This window comes from Prevotella sp. C0026C3, assembly GCF_056590795.1.
In genome coordinates this window covers 22409-40598 of sequence record NZ_JBWPWW010000002.1, presented here as the reverse complement: position 1 = coordinate 40598, position 18190 = coordinate 22409, and the positions used below count along the sequence as shown (strand labels likewise).

Annotated in this window: 14 protein-coding genes; 1 reads left to right on the top strand and 13 read right to left on the bottom strand. The window is 39.0% G+C overall.

Features of this window, described 5'->3' with window-relative positions; genetic code table 11:
• Positions 1-17: 17 nt before the first annotated feature.
• From serC to AC1EK4_RS01290, 7 genes are all read right to left on the bottom strand, one after another.
• On the bottom strand, positions 18-1085 hold the full coding sequence (gene serC / locus AC1EK4_RS01320; RefSeq protein ID WP_036898693.1) for a 3-phosphoserine/phosphohydroxythreonine transaminase: 1068 nt from the start codon (positions 1083-1085) through the stop codon (positions 18-20).
• A 147-nt stretch (positions 1086-1232) separates the two neighbouring features.
• The gene (locus tag AC1EK4_RS01315; protein ID WP_480356733.1) at positions 1233-2549 is read right to left on the bottom strand and encodes a DEAD/DEAH box helicase; all 1317 of its coding nucleotides are present in this window, start codon (positions 2547-2549) and stop codon (positions 1233-1235) included.
• Positions 2546-3754 (bottom strand): tetratricopeptide repeat protein, encoded by a 1209-nt coding sequence (locus AC1EK4_RS01310; RefSeq protein ID WP_480356732.1) that lies wholly within the window; start codon positions 3752-3754, stop codon positions 2546-2548. Before AC1EK4_RS01310 ends, AC1EK4_RS01315 begins: the two co-directional genes overlap by 4 nt.
• A gap of 7 nt (positions 3755-3761) precedes the next feature.
• The gene (locus AC1EK4_RS01305) at positions 3762-4832 is read right to left on the bottom strand and encodes a hypothetical protein (protein WP_036898696.1); all 1071 of its coding nucleotides are present in this window, start codon (positions 4830-4832) and stop codon (positions 3762-3764) included.
• A gap of 10 nt (positions 4833-4842) precedes the next feature.
• Positions 4843-6066, bottom strand: coding sequence for a tetratricopeptide repeat protein (locus AC1EK4_RS01300; protein ID WP_036898697.1), 1224 nt, complete (start codon positions 6064-6066; stop codon positions 4843-4845).
• Between the two features lie 28 nt (positions 6067-6094).
• Positions 6095-8698, bottom strand: coding sequence for a DNA gyrase subunit A (gyrA, locus tag AC1EK4_RS01295; protein ID WP_062432340.1), 2604 nt, complete (start codon positions 8696-8698; stop codon positions 6095-6097).
• Between the two features lie 450 nt (positions 8699-9148).
• A complete protein-coding gene (locus AC1EK4_RS01290) occupies positions 9149-9547 on the bottom strand; it encodes a hypothetical protein (RefSeq protein ID WP_156431081.1) in 399 nt (132 codons plus the stop codon).
• A 169-nt stretch (positions 9548-9716) separates the two neighbouring features.
• Between AC1EK4_RS01290 and AC1EK4_RS01285 the strand changes: the two genes are divergently transcribed.
• Positions 9717-10520, top strand: coding sequence for an MBL fold metallo-hydrolase (locus AC1EK4_RS01285; RefSeq protein WP_036898699.1), 804 nt, complete (start codon positions 9717-9719; stop codon positions 10518-10520).
• Positions 10521-10523: 3 nt separating this feature from the next.
• On the opposite strand, the gene tamL is transcribed toward AC1EK4_RS01285, so the two are convergent.
• The 6 genes from tamL to leuC all read right to left on the bottom strand — a co-directional run bounded on the left by tamL (position 10524) and on the right by leuC (position 18188).
• Positions 10524-12725 carry a translocation and assembly module lipoprotein TamL gene (tamL, locus tag AC1EK4_RS01280; RefSeq protein WP_480356731.1) on the bottom strand — a complete coding sequence of 734 codons (2202 nt, stop codon included), beginning with the start codon at positions 12723-12725 and terminating at the stop codon, positions 10524-10526.
• A gap of 127 nt (positions 12726-12852) precedes the next feature.
• Positions 12853-13530 carry a tetratricopeptide repeat protein gene (locus AC1EK4_RS01275; protein ID WP_480356729.1) on the bottom strand — a complete coding sequence of 226 codons (678 nt, stop codon included), beginning with the start codon at positions 13528-13530 and terminating at the stop codon, positions 12853-12855.
• 92 nt (positions 13531-13622) lie between these two features.
• Positions 13623-14684 (bottom strand): 3-isopropylmalate dehydrogenase, encoded by a 1062-nt coding sequence (gene leuB, locus AC1EK4_RS01270; RefSeq protein ID WP_036900132.1) that lies wholly within the window; start codon positions 14682-14684, stop codon positions 13623-13625.
• Between the two features lie 2 nt (positions 14685-14686).
• Entirely contained in the window at positions 14687-16219 is a 1533-nt protein-coding gene (locus AC1EK4_RS01265) for an alpha-isopropylmalate synthase regulatory domain-containing protein (RefSeq protein ID WP_062434165.1), read from the bottom strand.
• Positions 16195-16788 (bottom strand): 3-isopropylmalate dehydratase small subunit, encoded by a 594-nt coding sequence (leuD, locus tag AC1EK4_RS01260; RefSeq protein WP_062434162.1) that lies wholly within the window; start codon positions 16786-16788, stop codon positions 16195-16197. Before leuD ends, AC1EK4_RS01265 begins: the two co-directional genes overlap by 25 nt.
• An 8-nt stretch (positions 16789-16796) precedes the next feature.
• On the bottom strand, positions 16797-18188 hold the full coding sequence (gene leuC / locus AC1EK4_RS01255) for a 3-isopropylmalate dehydratase large subunit (RefSeq protein ID WP_480356726.1): 1392 nt from the start codon (positions 18186-18188) through the stop codon (positions 16797-16799).
• Positions 18189-18190: the final 2 nt, after the last annotated feature.

Sequence of the window (18190 nt, the reverse complement as noted above, 5' to 3'; positions counted from 1 at the left end):
TATGATGTTATTCTTAACTAGTACTTAGCCTCGAAATCCCTCATAGCCTGAACAAGTGCATTAACGCCTTCGAGAGTTTGGGCATTATAGCAACTAGCACGGAATCCTCCTACTGAGCGGTGTCCCTTGATACCGACCATTCCACGTTCTGTTGCAAAGTCTAAGAAAGATTTTTCCAATTCTTTATATTCATCGGCCATCACGAAACAAAGATTCATGACAGAACGATCTTGTTCAGCAGCAGTCCCTTTAAAGAGTTTATTACGATCTATTTCGTTGTACACAATGTCAGCATGTTGATGAGCTAGTTTGTTCATAGCTTCAACACCACCATTTTTCTTTATCCAACGTAATGTTTCCAATGCTGAATAAATTGGAACAACAGGAGGAGTATTAAACATAGAACCTTTATCTACATGAGTACGATAATCAAACATGGTGGGTAATTCGCGAGGTACCTTACCTAATTTTTCGTCTTTAACAATGATGACCGTTACACCAGCCATAGCTAGATTTTTTTGAGCTCCAGCATATATTGCATCATATTTAGAGACATCTACAGGGCGACTAAAGATATCAGAACTCATATCTGCAATTAATGGAATAGGACTATCTAGATCCTTGCGAATTTCTGTTCCATAGATTGTATTATTGGTAGTGATATGCAAGTAGTCTGCGTCTGTTGGTATTGTATAACTCTTTGGAATAAAAGTATAATTAGCATCAGCAGAAGAAGCAACTTCAGTAACTTCACCATACAGCTTGGCTTCCTTCATAGCCTTCTTAGCCCATGTACCAGTATTTAGGTATGCAGCCTTTTTGATGAGAAAGTTAGCAGGTATTTGAGTAAACTGTAAAGAAGCACCACCACCGAGATATATTACGGAATAGCCCTCAGGAATACTAAGCAGTTCCTTGATTAAGGCGACCGACTCATCTACAACAGGTTGGAAGTCTTTAGCTCGATGGCTAATCTCCATAAGAGACAGCCCACTCCCATTGAAGTCCAAAATCTGCTTGGCAGTATTTTCTATCACTTCTCTAGGAAGCATTGAAGGACCTGCATTAAAATTATACTTCTTCATCTGAAAATATTTTTAGTTATAAAATAAATGTTCTAGTGAATTAATTTGTTGTGGCGAAGTTACTATTTTTCCTTTATTTTTCAAAATAAAATAGCAACTTTTTATTATTTCCTATTATTTTATGACATTATGTTATAAACAAGCTATTTATTTAACTTCTTCTATCACAGTACGTACCCCTTTAATCTTCTCCCCTTGGACTAATTGCAGTACATGTTGTAGTCGAGGATGTGAGACTGCAACATACGTATATCTATCTTTCACATCAATGCGGCCAATCTCCGTGATTTGCAGTCCTCCTTTCTTACATAAGAAGCCTACGATATCCCCCTTGCTTAATTTATCTTTCTTTCCCTTTCCTATATACAATGTCGCCATTTGAGGCTTAGGGGGCTCTGGTAGTTCCTCTGAAATTTGATAATCCACCATATTGCCATCTATATAATCTGGAAGGGCTTCGTCAGGTCCAAGGATAAAGAACGTTTTTCCCATCTTATCCCATCTTGCAGTTCTTCCTACTCTATGTATATAACCATCTTCGTTTTCCGGTAAATGATAATGAATGATATTTGCAATATCCGGAATATCAAGTCCACGAGATGCTAAATCTGTGCTAATAAGTATATTGGCACTTTTATTAGTGAATTTATACAAAGCATCTTCACGTTGCTTTTGTTCTAAACCGCCATGAAAAGCACTAACTGTAAAACGATTTTGTTCCAAATAAGAGGCAGTTCTTTCTACACTATCTCGATAATTTAGAAAAACAATGCTACTTTGATTTCCTATATCGCAAAGAAGCTGTCTTAATGTTTCTAATTTATCTTTTATAGGGCTTTTTACTTTATATATGGTTACTCTATCCGGCACTTGTTCGGTAGAGAGATAATCAACTTTATCTGTTCTGCCCATTTGGACGAATTGAGGTATAGATTTTGCATTTGTAGCAGACAATAAAATGTGCCGTTCTACATGGGACAATTTTTCAAATATACGACTCATTTCATCTTGGAACCCCATCTCCAAACACTTATCAAATTCATCAATAATAATAAACTTAATATTGTCTATATTGAAATTGTTTTTATCAAGATGGTCGTTCAGTCGTCCGGGAGTTGCAAAGATTATATGGGGGCAAACTTGCTTCATATGTCGATGCTCCTCCATAGCAGTACGCCCACCATAACAGGCAATAGCTTTCAAACCACTGCCCATATTATTCAATACTTCTGATGATTGCAGAGCCAGTTCTCTCCCCGGAACTATAACGACAGCTTGGATCTGTGGATTATCAGGATTCAGAAGTTGAGTTAATGGCAATAAATAAGCTAATGTCTTTCCTGACCCTGTTGGCGAAAGTACAAGTATATCTTTGTTAGTATGTAATATAGCGTTCATGGCAGCCTCTTGCATACCATTCAACTTGATTCCTAGCTTCTGTTGTATATTATCTAATCCTTTCATTTTCTTTGTTTTAATATGTGGTCAATTTCATCAAACTCTTTGCCCATATTTAAATTTAAATAGATAGTATAGAGTGGCAATCCCCATCTATCTTTCTGATTGGGTGCTAATGTCTTATATTTTTGTAGATAAGGTAAAGCAGCTTTATATGATTGTATAATCATCTTTTTTTTCTTAATTTGATCTCCTGTTTTCTTATCAATCTCTATACCTTGATTGAAATATGCCAATCCTAGATTTAAATAGGCATCAACCATAGAACTATCTTGTTTCAGTAAGTCATCACATAGTCTAATACATTCTTCGTATTGTCCCATATTCAACAATGTAGTACTCATTGCAAATTTAAATATAGTATTCGTACTATCAGCTTTTAATGCTTGTTTACAGACTTCTAAAACTTTATTGTTTTGTCGTAAGTCAGAATAGTAGTCTACTAAACGGGGAAAGAAAAATGGAAATTTAGGATATTTAGAGAATCCATCCTTCAAGGTTTGTACATAACGAGCAGTGTCATTCTCAAGTTTATAAGTTTCTGCAAGATATTGTAACATCATGGCATAATGAGCCGTATCTTTCAATGCTAAATAGGTATGATGCAAGGTTGCCTTTGTATCCCCCATCTTATATCCGCAATATACGGCCCAATAGGCTGCTACTGGTAATGTCTTATCTTTTTCTAGATATTTATATGCGCTAAATAAAGGCTGGTCTGCGCTATTTATATATGTATCTAAGAAGTGATATGCAGTTTTAAAATCTTGTTTGTTGAGGAAATAAATACCTCCATTGTATAAGTTAGGTCGATATACATTCAGTAATTCCGAATGTTTTGCTCTATATTTTAGTTTTATTTCTCCTTTCTTGTCAGGGCGAGCATCTAAAGAATCCAATCCTTCCAAGGTAGTAAATAGATTGAGACAAGAATTAAATAATCTTGCAGTATCATACTTTTGTTTTAAATATAACTTCTCATTTCCTTGCTCATATTGTTTTTTTTGAGCTTCAAACAAAAGAAGCCATATCTTTTCATTTGTTCTGTTTGCCGAATCTTTTAAAAGCTGTTTCATGCTTTGTTCAACTCTTTCTAGATTCTTACCACTCTTTATGTCGCTCCTTGCTTGTGCCATTTCTTTCTTTTGAGCATTTGTGCCTAAAGAAAAAAATATCAGCACGCAAATGATAATCTTTATCTTACCTATCATAATTCAACTAATTACCTAAAACTTTTATTACCTTTTGTAATGGAAACTTCCATTTAACAATCTCCTCATTAGGATCTAATGATTCCGCTTTTCGCAGCCACATAGCAGCTTGATTTAATTCTTTCTTTATCAGTTGAAAATCTTTTCGCTTTATTTTTCCACTATCGTTTTCAAACTCCCTCCTTAAATACATGGCTTTTGAACAATAGCATAAACCTATATTATAAACGGCTTTCACCATAGTCGAATCCATAGAAAGTGCCTTGTTAAAAGAAACTATAGCATTATCCCATTGTTGGGACTTCATATCTGTCTCTCCTTTCAAGGCCCAAACCAATTTATTGTGTGGTCTGATACGGACTTCTGTGCTCGCAAATTCTTTCAGCTGACGTTTATGTCCCGGCGATGATAGATATTCTATCAATAGCTTAAAATATAATTCATCTTCAGGAGCCTTTCGATGAAGGGCAGAAAGAACAGAATAATATTGGATAGAATCAGCACTGTTCTTTAATCCCATCCTCATACAATTTATTTTTATCTTAGCGGCTTCCTTTGCATAATTAATATCCTTTAATGCTACATCTGCGAATTGTTCTGATGTAATATAATCCTTTTTTCCATAAGTAAGTAAGCTTATATAATAAGCAGCTTGTCCCTGAATATATTTTTGCTCATGGAATAAAGCACTTTCTGTACAATCCAGATAGAACTTAAAGACATTAATAGCAGAATCATTCTGCCTATGTCGATAATAATACCTTCCTGCATCTATTAATGTCTCTAAATACCCACTCAAGCGTTTGACATTCTTTGAACGATAGGTTAGTATATCATGCAGACTCTTTGAAGCTTGTACATCGTAAAAATCACATAACAATGCCATTTTTATTATTTCAGATACATTGTTATAATAAGTTGCCGAGTCTGTTTTTTGATATTGTCTACCTTCTATTTTTTGTAAAAGAACCTCTATTTGTTTATTCAGCTTTTTTGCGGTAGTACGTGGTGAAACATCTTTACCTTGTATCGATAAAGAGATCCAAAAAAGTAGAAACAAATAGAGATTCTTTTTCATTCAATATCCTTTACTTGTTTAGAGACTCCATCTCTTTAGTGCGTGCATCATTTGCACCATAAAGAGAATAGTAGCATTGATATAGAGGATAGCTCCAATTGGCTTTTTCGCGGTTAGGGTCTAAACTGCGAGCTTTTTCCAAGATTGCAGTACTCTCCTCATAGAGTTTCTTTTGGCCAGCGGCATCATTACTGATAGCACCTGCTTGAGCATTAATTGTAAAACCAAGATAAGTAAGTACAACAACGTTTTCTCCATCTATTTCCAAAGCCTTCTTGAAGCTAGAAGTTGCTTCATCTAGCTTGTTTGCATTCATTGCATTTTGACCTTTCAGTGCCCAAGCCGAGAAGCATTTTGGATCTTGTGCTATCTTGTCATTAATGAACTGAGTCTGTTCGCTAGCCATTTTTAGGCTACCATACATATTAGCCAAAGTTGCAAAGATCTGCTCATTTTTAGGATCTTTAGCATAAATTCCTTTTAAGGTTTCTACATATTGCAATGAGTCGGTCTTTGTTTTGAGTCCTTGTTGCATCAGATACATCTTTAGATTCAAAGCCTCTTTATATACTGCGGTATCCTTCATTGCTACATCGCAATATCTGTTGGCACGCTCCAAATCTTTGTTCTGGAAAGCATATACAGCTGCTACCCGAGCAACTTCGCCAAGATATTGATCAGGATTCTTTGTTTTGTCAATTCCTTTAAACAGAGGATCTTCAGAGCTATCAACATATAAACCAAAATATTTCAGGGCTTCTGCTTGATTTTCCTTTTTGCCAAACTCTTGACCACCGTTAATCAGCTGTGGACGAATGTTGTAGAGACGGTTGCTATTCGAGCTTTCGAATTTGGGCTTTATCTTTCCTTTTTCGTTCGGCTGTTGATCAAAGGCATTGCCAAGCATACCATTATTCATTGCATTGTAAACAGCGTTATAGAATCCCAAGGTATCATAGGCTTCCACCTTACCTTGTTTGAACTGTACTGCCATTTGGTTAGAATTTATGACAGCTTGCTCTTTTCCAACTTTATCCATGGCTAAATCCACCAGTTTGTTATAAGCAGCAGCCTTTTCAGCTGCATTAGCCAATTGGCTCAAATTTGTTTTAAGAAGACTTTCTGCCTCTGCAAACGTCTTAGCTTTCAAGATGGCTTTCAGAGGTTCACTGTCTCCAGCAAATACAGCTGATGTACCAAGTAACATCATTGCTGCAATCATCATTTTTTTCATACTTAAGTTATTTAAAAGTTTAATATTATTATTCACTTACTTCGTTATCTGTCTCTTCATGAACAGCTGTGTCTTCGTCTGTGTTCTCTCCTGCTGTAGAGTCTTGTTTAAACTGTTCTGATTTCTGTGCCCACTGACTTCGGCTTTCTTCCTCTACCGTAGCTTCTAGCTCAGAACTCATTACTTTACATACGCTAGCAATGACATCATTCTTTTTAGCAAGATTGATAAGACGGACTCCCTGTGTAGCACGTCCCATTGTACGTACGTCCGAAACAGCTAGACGAATAACGATACCACTCTTATTGATAATCATCAAGTCATTATCATCTGTTACATTCTTGATACTGACAAGTTTACCGGTCTTTTCTGTTATGGCAAGTGTTTTCACACCTTTACCACCACGATTGGTCACACGATAATCTTCTACATCCGAACGTTTACCGTATCCTTGCTCAGAAACAACCATAACAGTCTCTTTCTCAGGATCATCAACAACAATCATACCAATAACTTGATCTTCCTTGTCCTCGTCAAGACGCATACCGCGTACACCGGTTGCTGTACGTCCCATAGTACGAATTGTATCCTCGTTGAATCTTACGGCACGTCCGTTTCTGTTTGCAAGGATAAGTTCATTTCGTCCATTTGTCAAACGAACATCTATAACTTCATCACCCTCAGCAATATTGATTGCGATGACACCATTAGCACGGGGACGTGAATAAGCCTCAAGAGAGGTTTTCTTAACCGTACCATTCTTCGTCGCAAATACGACATAGTGAGAGTTGATGAATTCTTCATCATCCAAACCACGTAGACGCAAAATTGCATTGATAGCATCGTCTGGTTCTATGTTGAGCATATTTTGGATAGCACGTCCCTTTGAATTACGATCACCTTCAGGTATTTCAAAGCACTTTAACCAGTAACAACGCCCTTTTCTTGTAAAGAACAACATTGTTTGGTGCATGGTTGCCGGATAGATAAATTCAGTAAAGTCCTGTTCACGATGACGTGCCCCTTTTGAACCGACACCACCTCTAGCTTGTTCGCGGAACTCACTTAATGGAGTACGTTTAATGTATCCCATATGACTTACAGTAATAACAACCGGATCATTGGGATAAAAATCTTCCGGATTAAACTCTTCGCTAGAATATTTGATTTCTGTACGACGCTCATCACCGTACTTTTCTTTTACCTCTAACAACTCATCCTTCATCACTTTCTTACAAAGTTCAGGATCTGTCAGTATCTGATTGTAATATTCTATTTGTCTTTCCAATTCTTCATACTCAGCATGCAGTTGATCCATACGCAGGCCAGTCAACTGGCTCAATCGCATATCTACGATAGCTTTGCTCTGTAGCTCGTCAAGTTCGAAACGTTTTTCCAAGTTTCTTTGAGCTTCCATTGGAGTCTTGCTAGCACGAATAATATGTACGACTTCATCAATATTATCACATGCTATGATTAGTCCTTCCAAAATATGAGCACGTTCTTGAGCCTTTCTCAAATCATATTGAGTACGGCGAATCGTTACATCATGACGATGGTCTACGAAGTGTTTAACACATTCTTTTAAACTTAACAGGCGTGGACGCCCTTTGACCAGTGCAATACAGTTCACCGAGAATGAACTTTGCAAAGCTGTCATCTTAAACAGTTTATTCAAGATAACGTTGGCATTGGCATCGCGCTTAATATCTATGACAATACGCATACCTTGACGACCGCTCTCGTCGTTGGCATTACTGATTCCATCGAGTTTGCCTTCCTTTACCAGTTCCGCAATATACTCAATGAGCATAGCCTTATTTACACCGTAAGGAATTTCGGTAATAACAATCTTGTCATGATTCTCATCGCTCTCTATTTCGGCTTTGGCGCGCATAACAATACGTCCGCGTCCTGTCTCGTATGCTTGACGTACGCCTTGTATACCATATATATATGCACCGGTTGGGAAATCCGGAGCCTTGATGTACTGCATTAATCCATCTAAGTCTATATCCGGATTATCGATATAAGCACAGCATCCATCAATAACTTCACCAAGATTATGTGTCGGGATGTTGGTCGCCATACCTACAGCAATACCATTACCACCATTTACAAGTAGGTTTGGTATCTTTGTCGGCATCACCGAAGGTTCCTGTAAAGTGTCATCAAAGTTATTGTCCATATCCACGGTTTCTTTTTCCAAGTCATCCATGATATGTTCACCCATCTTTGAAAGTCTACACTCGGTATAACGCATGGCGGCAGCAGAGTCGCCATCTACGCTACCGAAGTTACCTTGACCATCAACAAGTTTATAACGCATGTTCCACTCTTGTCCCATACGTACCAACGCACCATAAACTGAAGAGTCACCATGAGGATGGTATTTACCAAGCACTTCACCCACAATACGGGCACATTTCTTATAAGGTTTGTCGCTTGTATTTCCAATACCCAGCATACCATAGAGGATACGACGGTGTACTGGTTTAAATCCATCACGCACATCAGGGAGTGCACGAGCTACAATCACCGACATTGAATAGTCGATGTACGAAGACTTCATTTCCTCCTCAATGTTGATTTTCATGATTCTGTCATGATCAATAGTCTGATTTTCGTCCATTATTATTTATATTATTTTTAGAATGATTCTTTTCGTCTAAAATCGCCGTAAAGGCCGTTTATTTTCGTTCTAAGCCGTTTAGGGCTTCACTTCCAAGCTGCTAAATTACAAAATAAATCCCCACATTCCAAACATTTAAAAACTTTATTGAGAAAATAAGAGGTCTGTTAAGATTTGTTTTATTCTAGATTAAAATTAATAAAGTGGTTGTTCATTGCGCCAGTCAGAGAAAATATAGATATCTTTCAAATTATTTTTATGTCTCTCTATGCTTTTGTCCAATAATTTACAAACTGTATGTGTCAACATTTATAACGACAGGCTAACAACTTATATGCTTAAAAACTTATTTGCTTAAATTGCTGCAAGGGCGAGGCAAAAATACTGCGTAAGCTAGGCAGTAAAACTGTTAAGTCCGAACAAGAAGCCTGCGAGGGCTATGCAGTATTTTCACTTCAGGGGTCTAGGTAGTTCATCGAGTTTTACTAGCCATTTACCTTTGATACATACCAAAGCCAAGACAAATTCCCCTTCTTTCATGATATGGCCGCTAGTACCGATGGTATCCATAGTTAGGAAGTTGTTAATCCTCACCGTCACATGCATGAGTGAATCGTTTTTCTCGTCTCTCGTATAATCAGTGATTTCTATTGCGGTCGGTTCATCCATGCCACGTAGTATGTCTACATCTTCTTGTTTGACTTGTGTTGCAGCGTAGACAATCCATTTTCTAGATGCAGGATGCGTATATTTCAATGCTTTCTTATAGTTCCAGTTAAAATATGCCGTGGCAAAAGAATCGGCAACTTCACAACTCTCCTTCTCAGTTCCAGATTCTCCGCAGGCCATAAATACCGGGAATAGAATGATCACAGATAAGTACAACAGTGCTCTCATGGGATGAAAAGTTGTTTTTGTAAGCGACATATTAAAAACATTAAATATAGGACAAAGGTAAATAATTAATTTGTTGTTTTCATGTATTCTTTCTAATTTTGTAGGAAATAAAAGAAAAAGGATGTTGAAATTTGTATCTTTCGGTAGTGGTAGTAGTGGAAACAGTTACCTTTTGTATACGGAAACCGATGGACTACTGATAGATGCGGGTGTTGGTATCAGAACCCTTAAGAAACACTTTAAAGAATATGGTTTCTCCCTAAGCCAAATCCATCATATTCTTATTACTCATGATCATGCCGACCATATTAAATCTGTCGGTAGTATTAGTTCGGATTATGATATACCAGTCTATTCTACCTTTAAAGTACATGCAGGTATTGAAAGGAATTTCTGTGTAAGGAGAAAGGTAGCCCCGGATTTTGTGAAAGTGATAGAGAAAGATATAGCTATCAATGTTGGCGAATTTGTCGTTACTCCTTTTGAAGTTCCCCATGATAGTTCCGATAATGTAGGCTACAAAATCGTTTATGATGATGTAACGTTCTGCATTCTGACAGATGTAGGACATATCACAGAGCAGATGAAAGGAATTATCAGTGATGCCAACTATTTAGTAATTGAAGCCAACCACGATGAAGAAATGTTGGCAACAGGACCTTATCCACAGCATTTAAAAATAAGAATTTCAGGCTCAACCGGGCATCTCAGCAACATGGAATGTGCTAAAGCTATTGCCGAGAATGCAACAGAAAAACTCCGACATGTGTGGTTATGCCATCTGAGTGAGGAGAACAACCATCCCGTGCTGGCACAGAAGACAGTGGAACAAACGCTACGCTCTTACGGAATCATAGCCGGAGTTGACTTTCAAGTAGAAGTATTGAAACGTAAAATACCTACCGGATATTTTGAATTGAAATAATGCTTAGAAAGGGAAACCGACCGCGAAATGGAACGCAAAGTCCCTACTCCACTTGGGATGGAAAATGGCATAATGTTCTTCTTGCGTGGTATAAGCCGGATTGATGGCTTTCATACCCATATCAAAGCGCAAAATGAAGTAATCGAAATTCAAACGTAGGCCGAGACCATAAGCCACGGCAAGTTGCTGATAGAATGAATCTAATTGGAATTGACCGCCCGGTTGCTCCGCATAATTTCTTAATGTCCAAATGTTACCGGCATCAACGAATAAAGCACCATTGAGTTTCCAGAAAAGCGATGTGCGGTATTCCACATTTATATCAAGCTTCATATCGCCCGTTTGATTGATAAAGTCTATTCGCCCATCAGTTCCTCTGTATTTACCGGGTCCCAATTCTCTCACGCTCCAACCTCTGACACTGTTGGCTCCACCTGAGAAATATCTTTTCTCGAATGGCAGAACAGAACTATTCCCATAAGGCCATGCGATGCCTAGTCCGAAGTGTAATGCCAGTTGATTATGTAAATCAAACTGTATCAGATGGGTAAAGTCGAAATCGAACTTTGCATACTGTGCATACGCAATATTAAACAAGGTATATTGTCCTTGTTGGTTTTTCTTAGTTCCAGCAATATGTGAAAAACTATTCAGCAGGTTTCCGGCAGTCTCGACATTGGCTCGTATGGCATTGATACCATCATTATAGGTTACCCCCATTCCTATCTTCATAATGAAGAGATCTTCATAGTTGTAACGAAGTATGGAGTTGCTGATACTGTCTAGATAATTAAACTTGAAAGTTTTACTAATCCACGGCATGTGGACATAGTTGAGGTCTAGTACGTCAAGTCTGTAGGATAAATGATGATGTGGTTCATTCCAACGGTAACGCCATGCCGTTGTAAAGACTCGGCGGTGGAATTCCGGACGGTTTTGTAGATTATAACTTACAGCCAATTCGGATGTTGCGTTGCTGTTTCTCTTAAAAGAATTGGATAAGAACGGTGCTACGAAACGTGGAAATTGCAACTTGGTTTCAAGATTGTATTCCACGTAGTTCTGGTTTTGATAGCCCTCCAAGCCGGTAATAGCTTCAAAGGCAGCTCGCAACTGAATAGTTAACAACTCCGAACCATGAAAGAGATTACGGTCTGAATAAATCAAAGAGGCTGCAGCACCTAAATCTCCTGCCGTATTGGTTCCTTCCGGTTGAAAGGATATGGTATTCGGTTTGTTAGTACTCAACTTAATATCACAATCCAATAAAGAACTGTCCGGAATCTCCTTGAAATTAATGTTGGTATATCTTACTGTCTGTAATTTCGCAAAATTATTATATGTTCGTTGCAGTTTGGAATAATTATATAGTTCTCCAACACGCATGGCCGTACTATTCTCCAACACACTCTTGCGCAACGGAAGTTTGCCATCTTCGTTTCCGCTGAGATAAAATATATTTCTAATGGTATAGCTCTTATGCTGGGTTTCGGGCGATTTGCTATTTTCTCTATAGGGCAACAAGTGCAAAGTGATGTTTACATCATTACTATTTCTTGCAGAGTCGGCACTATAAACAATGAAATCCCGATGAAAACGATAATACCCCCTATCCATCAAATACTGCGTAATGCGTCTACGCTCTTGGTCAAGCTTATCAACAGTAAATCTATCGCCAGATTTCAATTGAGCTTTCTGGGGTGCAGATTTCAATATTTCGGCAATCAGTGTATCTTGAATATCGTATTTTAAAGAGTGAATATAAAAAGGCGTACCGGGTTTGAGTATGTAGGTGACATACATTTTCTTCCGTTTCATAGACGTTTTTAAGTCTACCTGTGCATGCATATATCCCATATTCTGCATGGCGCTTCGTAAGTCCATACACGACAAACGGGCTTGTACTGAATCAAATAACACCGGTTTTTCTCCCATATTTCGCAGTGTGCGGTTCAGCCATTTTGTCGTGTCTTGACCAGCCATCGAATAAGTACCTAATGGTATCTTGAACAGAGAAAACCATTTGGAATTGGGCTTTTGGCGGACGTAAGTTGCCAATGTTGGAGCATCAATATCTTTTGACTCCGACTTTACAGTTACTCCTGATAGTAAATAGTGATTATCAGGAATCAATCTCGATGCTCCACAAGATGTGAGCAAAGAGACAAGTACTAATAATAGAAGTTGATGAAATCTGCATCTCATAATCAACTGCAAACTTACGAAAAAACGCTGAAAAAAGAAATCAAATCAACGAAAATAGGATAAATACCTATTAATTAAAGGCTTAAAGAGGTGGCAATATATATTTTTCGATGCGAGATGAGAAAAATTATCCTTTTTTGATTCGGTCGTAAAATTCTTTTAAACGTGCTCGCGGAATACCGGATTTCTCTAATCTGTGTAACTCTTCTATGGCTTTCTCATTCTTCCTTAAAATAATGCATAGATCAATATGATTGATGATATAATCAATATTCGTACAGTCACGCTTCATCGCTTCTGCATAGTCATATTCCGCCAATTCGTACATTTGACGTTCTTTCTCTATGCCTCCTCTGGCAGCATAGACGATAGCACTGTCAGGATAGGCCTCTGCCAACTGGTTGATTTGGTCGAAGGCCTCTGTAAGATGTTGGTCTTTTTGATTCAGTAAGGCCAAACCTAGTTGCGCTTGGAAATTTCCCGGAACGAGATACAAGAGATGTTCGTAGTCCAATCGTGCAAAATTGTATCGCTTCAGTTTCTCATTGACAAAGGCTCGGAAATATAACCCCGCAACATCTGTGGGCTTTAAGTTAAGCACCTTATCCAAATCTTCTTTAGCATACTCCCATTGTTCTAGACGAATATTCCAAGAAGTTTTCTTCAATCGGAGATCTATGCTATCTGGATAATATGCTAATCGCTCTGTAGCCAACTTCAGACTATCACGTAGCTGAGCATTGGTTTGAGCAGTCATTGTCTGTCCCAAAACGAAGAGTAAGAAACCTAAAATAACTCTATTCATGGATACAAAGATATACAAAAAGGCAGATAGTACCCTCAGAACCATCTGCCTTTTAGAAATAATATATATAATTTATTCCTTATTATTGGTTATCAAGCCTTTGCAATGTAGTTGGCTATCCAACTTCCAACTTCTTTTGTGCCGTACTGCTCACCACCCTCTATTTGTATTTCGGGCGTGCGTACGTTTGCATCTAGACTAGCATCGACAGCCTTGCGTATCAAAGCACCTTCTTGATTCAGCCCAAAATGTTCAAGCAACATAGCTGCGGAAAGAATCTGAGCTACTGGATTGGCGAGATTTTTGCCGGCAGCTTGTGGCCAAGAGCCATGTACCGGTTCAAACAAAGGGGTATGCTCACCCAAAGATGCAGATGGTTGCAAGCCCATACTGCCTGTAATACAACTAGTTTCATCTGTAAGAATATCGCCAAAAGTATTTTCAGTAACGATTACATCAAAGAATCTGGGCTCTGTCAATACACGCATTGAGGCATTATCGATGAACATGTAGTCGGTGGTAACCTCAGGATAAGCCGGTTCCATCTCTTTAGCTATCTGTCGCCATAGGCGTGAAGAAGCAAGCACATTAGCCTTATCAACAACAGTAAGGTGCTTGTTGCGCTTCATGGCATATTCGAAAGCGACCTTGAGAATGCGCTCTATTTCGGGACGAGTATAGATATCTGTGTCGTAGGCTTTATCATTGTCTTGATATTTTTCACCAAAATACATGCCACCGGTTAGCTCTCGAATGACGATGAAATCGGCACCTTTCAACAACTCATCTTTCAATGGTGATTTATGAAGTAAGCAATCGAATGTGGCTACAGGACGTACATTGGCAAATAGTCCCAGTTTCTTTCGCATAGCCAGCAGACCTTGTTCTGGCCGAACTTTGGCCGTGGGATTATTGTCAAAACGTAAATCTCCAACCGCAGCAAACAATACGGCATCGGCATCCATGCAGACTTTAAAAGTCTCTTCCGGGAATGGATCGCCTACTGCATCAATGGCATGAGCGCCACAGATGGCCTCTGTATAAGAAAAACGGTGACCGAATTTATTAGCGATAGCGTCTATCACGGCTATTCCTTGTTTCATGATTTCAGGTCCGATACCATCGCCTGATAACACTGCAATCTTTAAATCCATATTTATTCTTCAATTAAGTTTAACATCTTAAATGTTGCCTTGATGGCAGCTTCGGTCTGGTCGGCGTCGAGACCACGTGTTCTAAAGACCTTTTTATCCTGTCGCCAAGTAATAACAGTCTGTACCAAAGCATCGGTTCTACCCCCCGGTGGAATTGTTACTTGATAATTGTCAAGAACTGGAAAGGTACGATTTAGGCATTCCTTGTATATTTTACGCAATGCACTCACAAAAGCATCATACTGTCCGTCGCCGGTAGAATCGGCCTCATACTCCTTGCCATTGATTTCTACTTTCAGACTTGCAATCGGTCTTAGCCCGTATGATGTAGAAACCATATAGCTTAATAGCTTTACCTTATCTTCGGGTGCATTATGCTTCAATACATCACTGACAATATAGGGTAGGTCATCTTGTGTCACAAGTTCTTTCCGATCGCCGAGTTGGGTTATTCGATTGGTAACCGCCTTTGTTTGTTCGAGTGTGAGTTCTAATCCTAAATCTTTTAGATTTTGAATGATATTAGCTTTACCGGAATTTTTGCCTAAAGCGTATTCACGCTTCCGACCAAATCTCTCCGGGACTAAGCCGTTGCAATACAGATGGTCTTTGCTATCACCATCGGCATGTACACCCGCTACTTGTGTGAAGACATAATCGCCTACAACTGGAGTATTCGGTGCAATGACAACCCCACTATATCCTTCGACAAGTCGACTCACATCGTTGAGCATTCCCTCATTGATGTGTGTAATGGCATGAAATTGGTCTTTCAATATGACTTGAACAGATGCTAGAGGCGCATTACCACTTCTTTCACCTAGCCCATTGACCGTGACATGAATACCTTTTGCGCCACTTAAGACCGCAGCTAAAGAGTTGCTGACTGCCAAATCGTAGTCATTATGTGCATGGAAATCGAAATGAGTATTAGGATACCGACGAATCATCTTGCGCAGGAATTCCAAACATTGTAGTGGATTAAGAATACCAAGGGTGTCCGGCAAAAGGAATCGTCGAATCCCACTAACACTATGAAGTGCATCCATCAACTGATAAACATATTCAGGAGAGTCTTTCATTCCGGATGACCAATCCTCTAAATATAGATTAACAGAGACACCCTCTTGCTCCGCATAGGCTACTTCTTCTTTAATGTCGGCAATATGTGATTGGGGAGTTTTCTTAAGTTGCTGTGTGCAATGTTTCAAAGAGCCTTTTGCAAGTAAATTGATGACACGTCCCCCACATTCACGAATCCAATCTATAGACTTATGGTTGTCTACAAATCCTAGCACCTCTACCCTATTGAGCATGTCAACGCTAGCAGCATAACGACAGATTTTCTTGACGGCATCTTTTTCACCATCTGAAACTCTAGCAGATGCTACTTCTATTCTGTCGACATTGACATCACGTAGCAACATTCTCGCTATCATGAGCTTCTCATGGGGCAAGAAAGATACGCCACTAGTTTGTTCTCCATCTCGTAAGGTGGAGTCCATAATTTCTATAACTTGTTTGCCTGCTCCCATTCTTCTATTTTATCTTTACTCTGAATAAGGAAATCAATATCGTCGAGTCCATTCATCAGGCAATGTTTTTTATAGGCATTGATTTCAAATTGCTCCGAACGATTTGTTGCAAGATTGGTCACTGTCTGATTGGGTAAGTCTACTTTTACTTGGGTTTGATGGTCTTTTTCTATCGTATCGAACAATTCTTGTAGAAATTCCTCTGATACCACAACCGGTAAAACAAAATTATTCAACTCATTGTTTTTGTGAATATCGGCAAAGAAAGAACTGATAACGACTCTAAAGCCATACCCGGCAATGGCCCAAGCTGCATGTTCGCGTGAGGAGCCTGAACCGAAATTTTTACCAGCAACAAGGATACAACCACTATATGATGGATTGTTTAAGACAAAGTCTTCCTTTAACGAACCATCTTTATTGTATCTCCAATCCCGAAACAAGTTATCTCCAAATCCGGCTTTATCAGTAGCTTTTAAAAAACGGGCAGGGATAATTTGGTCTGTATCTACATTCTCTAAAGGCAATGGAATGCATGAAGAGGTTATTACATCAAATTTCTGTTTCATAATAATTTCTATAAAATACGTGGATCAGTGATTTTACCAGTTATAGCAGCTGCGGCAGCAACATAAGGAGACGCCAAAATCGTTCTGCTACCGGGGCCTTGACGACCTTCGAAGTTTCTATTACTAGTCGATACAGAGTATTTTCCAGTTGGTATCTTATCGTCGTTCATAGCCAGACATGCAGAACAACCCGGTTGGCGAATTTTAAATCCAGCGGCTTCAACTATCTTATCTATTCCTTCCTCGCGAATTTGTTTATCCACAGCCCATGAACCGGGTACCAACCATGCAGTCACATCTTTGGCTTTCTGATATCCCTTGACAATAGAGGCAAATGCACGGAAATCTTCTATTCTACCATTGGTACAAGCACCTAAAAATACATAATCTATAGGATGACCTTGTAATTTCTCACCGGGGGTAAATCCCATATAATCAAGACTCTTCAGGAATGAAGCCTGCCCAGACTCTTCTATATTATCCAAATGAGGGATACATTCAGAGATGCCGATACCCATACCCGGATTGGTTCCATAGGTGATACGGGGTTCAATATCTGCCGCTTCAAAATTTAATTCTTTGTCGAACTCTGCATCTTCCCCACTCTTCAAAGTCTTCCAATAAGCCAGTGCTTTATCCCATTCTTCACCTTTAGGAGCAAATTCGCGTCCTTTCAAGTAGGTAAATGTGGTTTCGTCCGGAGCTACAAAACCACCACGTGCTCCCATCTCAATGGACAAATTGCACAGAGTGAGTCGGCCTTCCATCGTCATATCTCGCACCACATCCCCTGCATATTCTACAAAATACCCGGTTGCGCCGGAGGTTGTAAGTTGACTCATCAAATATAATGCAACATCCTTTGGCGTAACGAAGTCACCCAGTTTACCATTGATATTGATACGCATACTCTTAGGTTTCTGCTGTAAGATACATTGAGAAGCCATTACCATCTCGACTTCAGAAGTACCAATACCGAAAGCTATAGCTCCCATGGCACCATGCGTAGAAGTATGTGAGTCGCCACAAACAATTGTCATGCCCGGTAAAGAAAGTGCTTTTTCCGGTCCTACAACATGGATGATACCATTATCTTGCGTATTCATCCCATAATGAACAAGTCCAAAATCATGGGCATTTTGTGCTAAAGTGTCAACCTGTTTTTTAGATACAGGCTCTTCGATAGGCTTATCTTGGTCGTGTGTTGGCGTATTGTGATCGGGCATACAGTAAATCTGTCTGGGTCTGAAACATTTTAATCCGCGAGCACGCATATCGGAGAAAGCCTGAGGTGAAGTAACTTCATGACAATACAACCGGTCTATATAAAGCTGCGTTGGACCTTCCTTAACAATTTGAACAACATGCTTATCCCAAATCTTGTCAAATAATGTATTCATAA

Coding starts and splice junctions, on each gene's coding strand:
- leuC (WP_480356726.1), bottom strand. CDS start 18,188: ATGAATACATTATTTGACAAGATTTGGGATAAGCATGTTGTTCAAATT.
- leuD (WP_062434162.1), bottom strand. CDS start 16,788: ATGAAACAGAAATTTGATGTAATAACCTCTTCATGCATTCCATTGCCT.
- AC1EK4_RS01265 (WP_062434165.1), bottom strand. CDS start 16,219: ATGGGAGCAGGCAAACAAGTTATAGAAATTATGGACTCCACCTTACGA.
- AC1EK4_RS01315 (WP_480356733.1), bottom strand. CDS start 2,549: ATGAAAGGATTAGATAATATACAACAGAAGCTAGGAATCAAGTTGAAT.
- leuB (WP_036900132.1), bottom strand. CDS start 14,684: ATGGATTTAAAGATTGCAGTGTTATCAGGCGATGGTATCGGACCTGAA.
- AC1EK4_RS01275 (WP_480356729.1), bottom strand. CDS start 13,530: ATGAATAGAGTTATTTTAGGTTTCTTACTCTTCGTTTTGGGACAGACA.
- AC1EK4_RS01285 (WP_036898699.1), top strand. CDS start 9,717: ATGTTGAAATTTGTATCTTTCGGTAGTGGTAGTAGTGGAAACAGTTAC.
- gyrA (WP_062432340.1), bottom strand. CDS start 8,698: ATGGACGAAAATCAGACTATTGATCATGACAGAATCATGAAAATCAAC.
- tamL (WP_480356731.1), bottom strand. CDS start 12,725: ATGAGATGCAGATTTCATCAACTTCTATTATTAGTACTTGTCTCTTTG.
- serC (WP_036898693.1), bottom strand. CDS start 1,085: ATGAAGAAGTATAATTTTAATGCAGGTCCTTCAATGCTTCCTAGAGAA.
- AC1EK4_RS01305 (WP_036898696.1), bottom strand. CDS start 4,832: ATGAAAAAGAATCTCTATTTGTTTCTACTTTTTTGGATCTCTTTATCG.
- AC1EK4_RS01310 (WP_480356732.1), bottom strand. CDS start 3,754: ATGATAGGTAAGATAAAGATTATCATTTGCGTGCTGATATTTTTTTCT.
- AC1EK4_RS01290 (WP_156431081.1), bottom strand. CDS start 9,547: ATGGCCTGCGGAGAATCTGGAACTGAGAAGGAGAGTTGTGAAGTTGCC.
- AC1EK4_RS01300 (WP_036898697.1), bottom strand. CDS start 6,066: ATGAAAAAAATGATGATTGCAGCAATGATGTTACTTGGTACATCAGCT.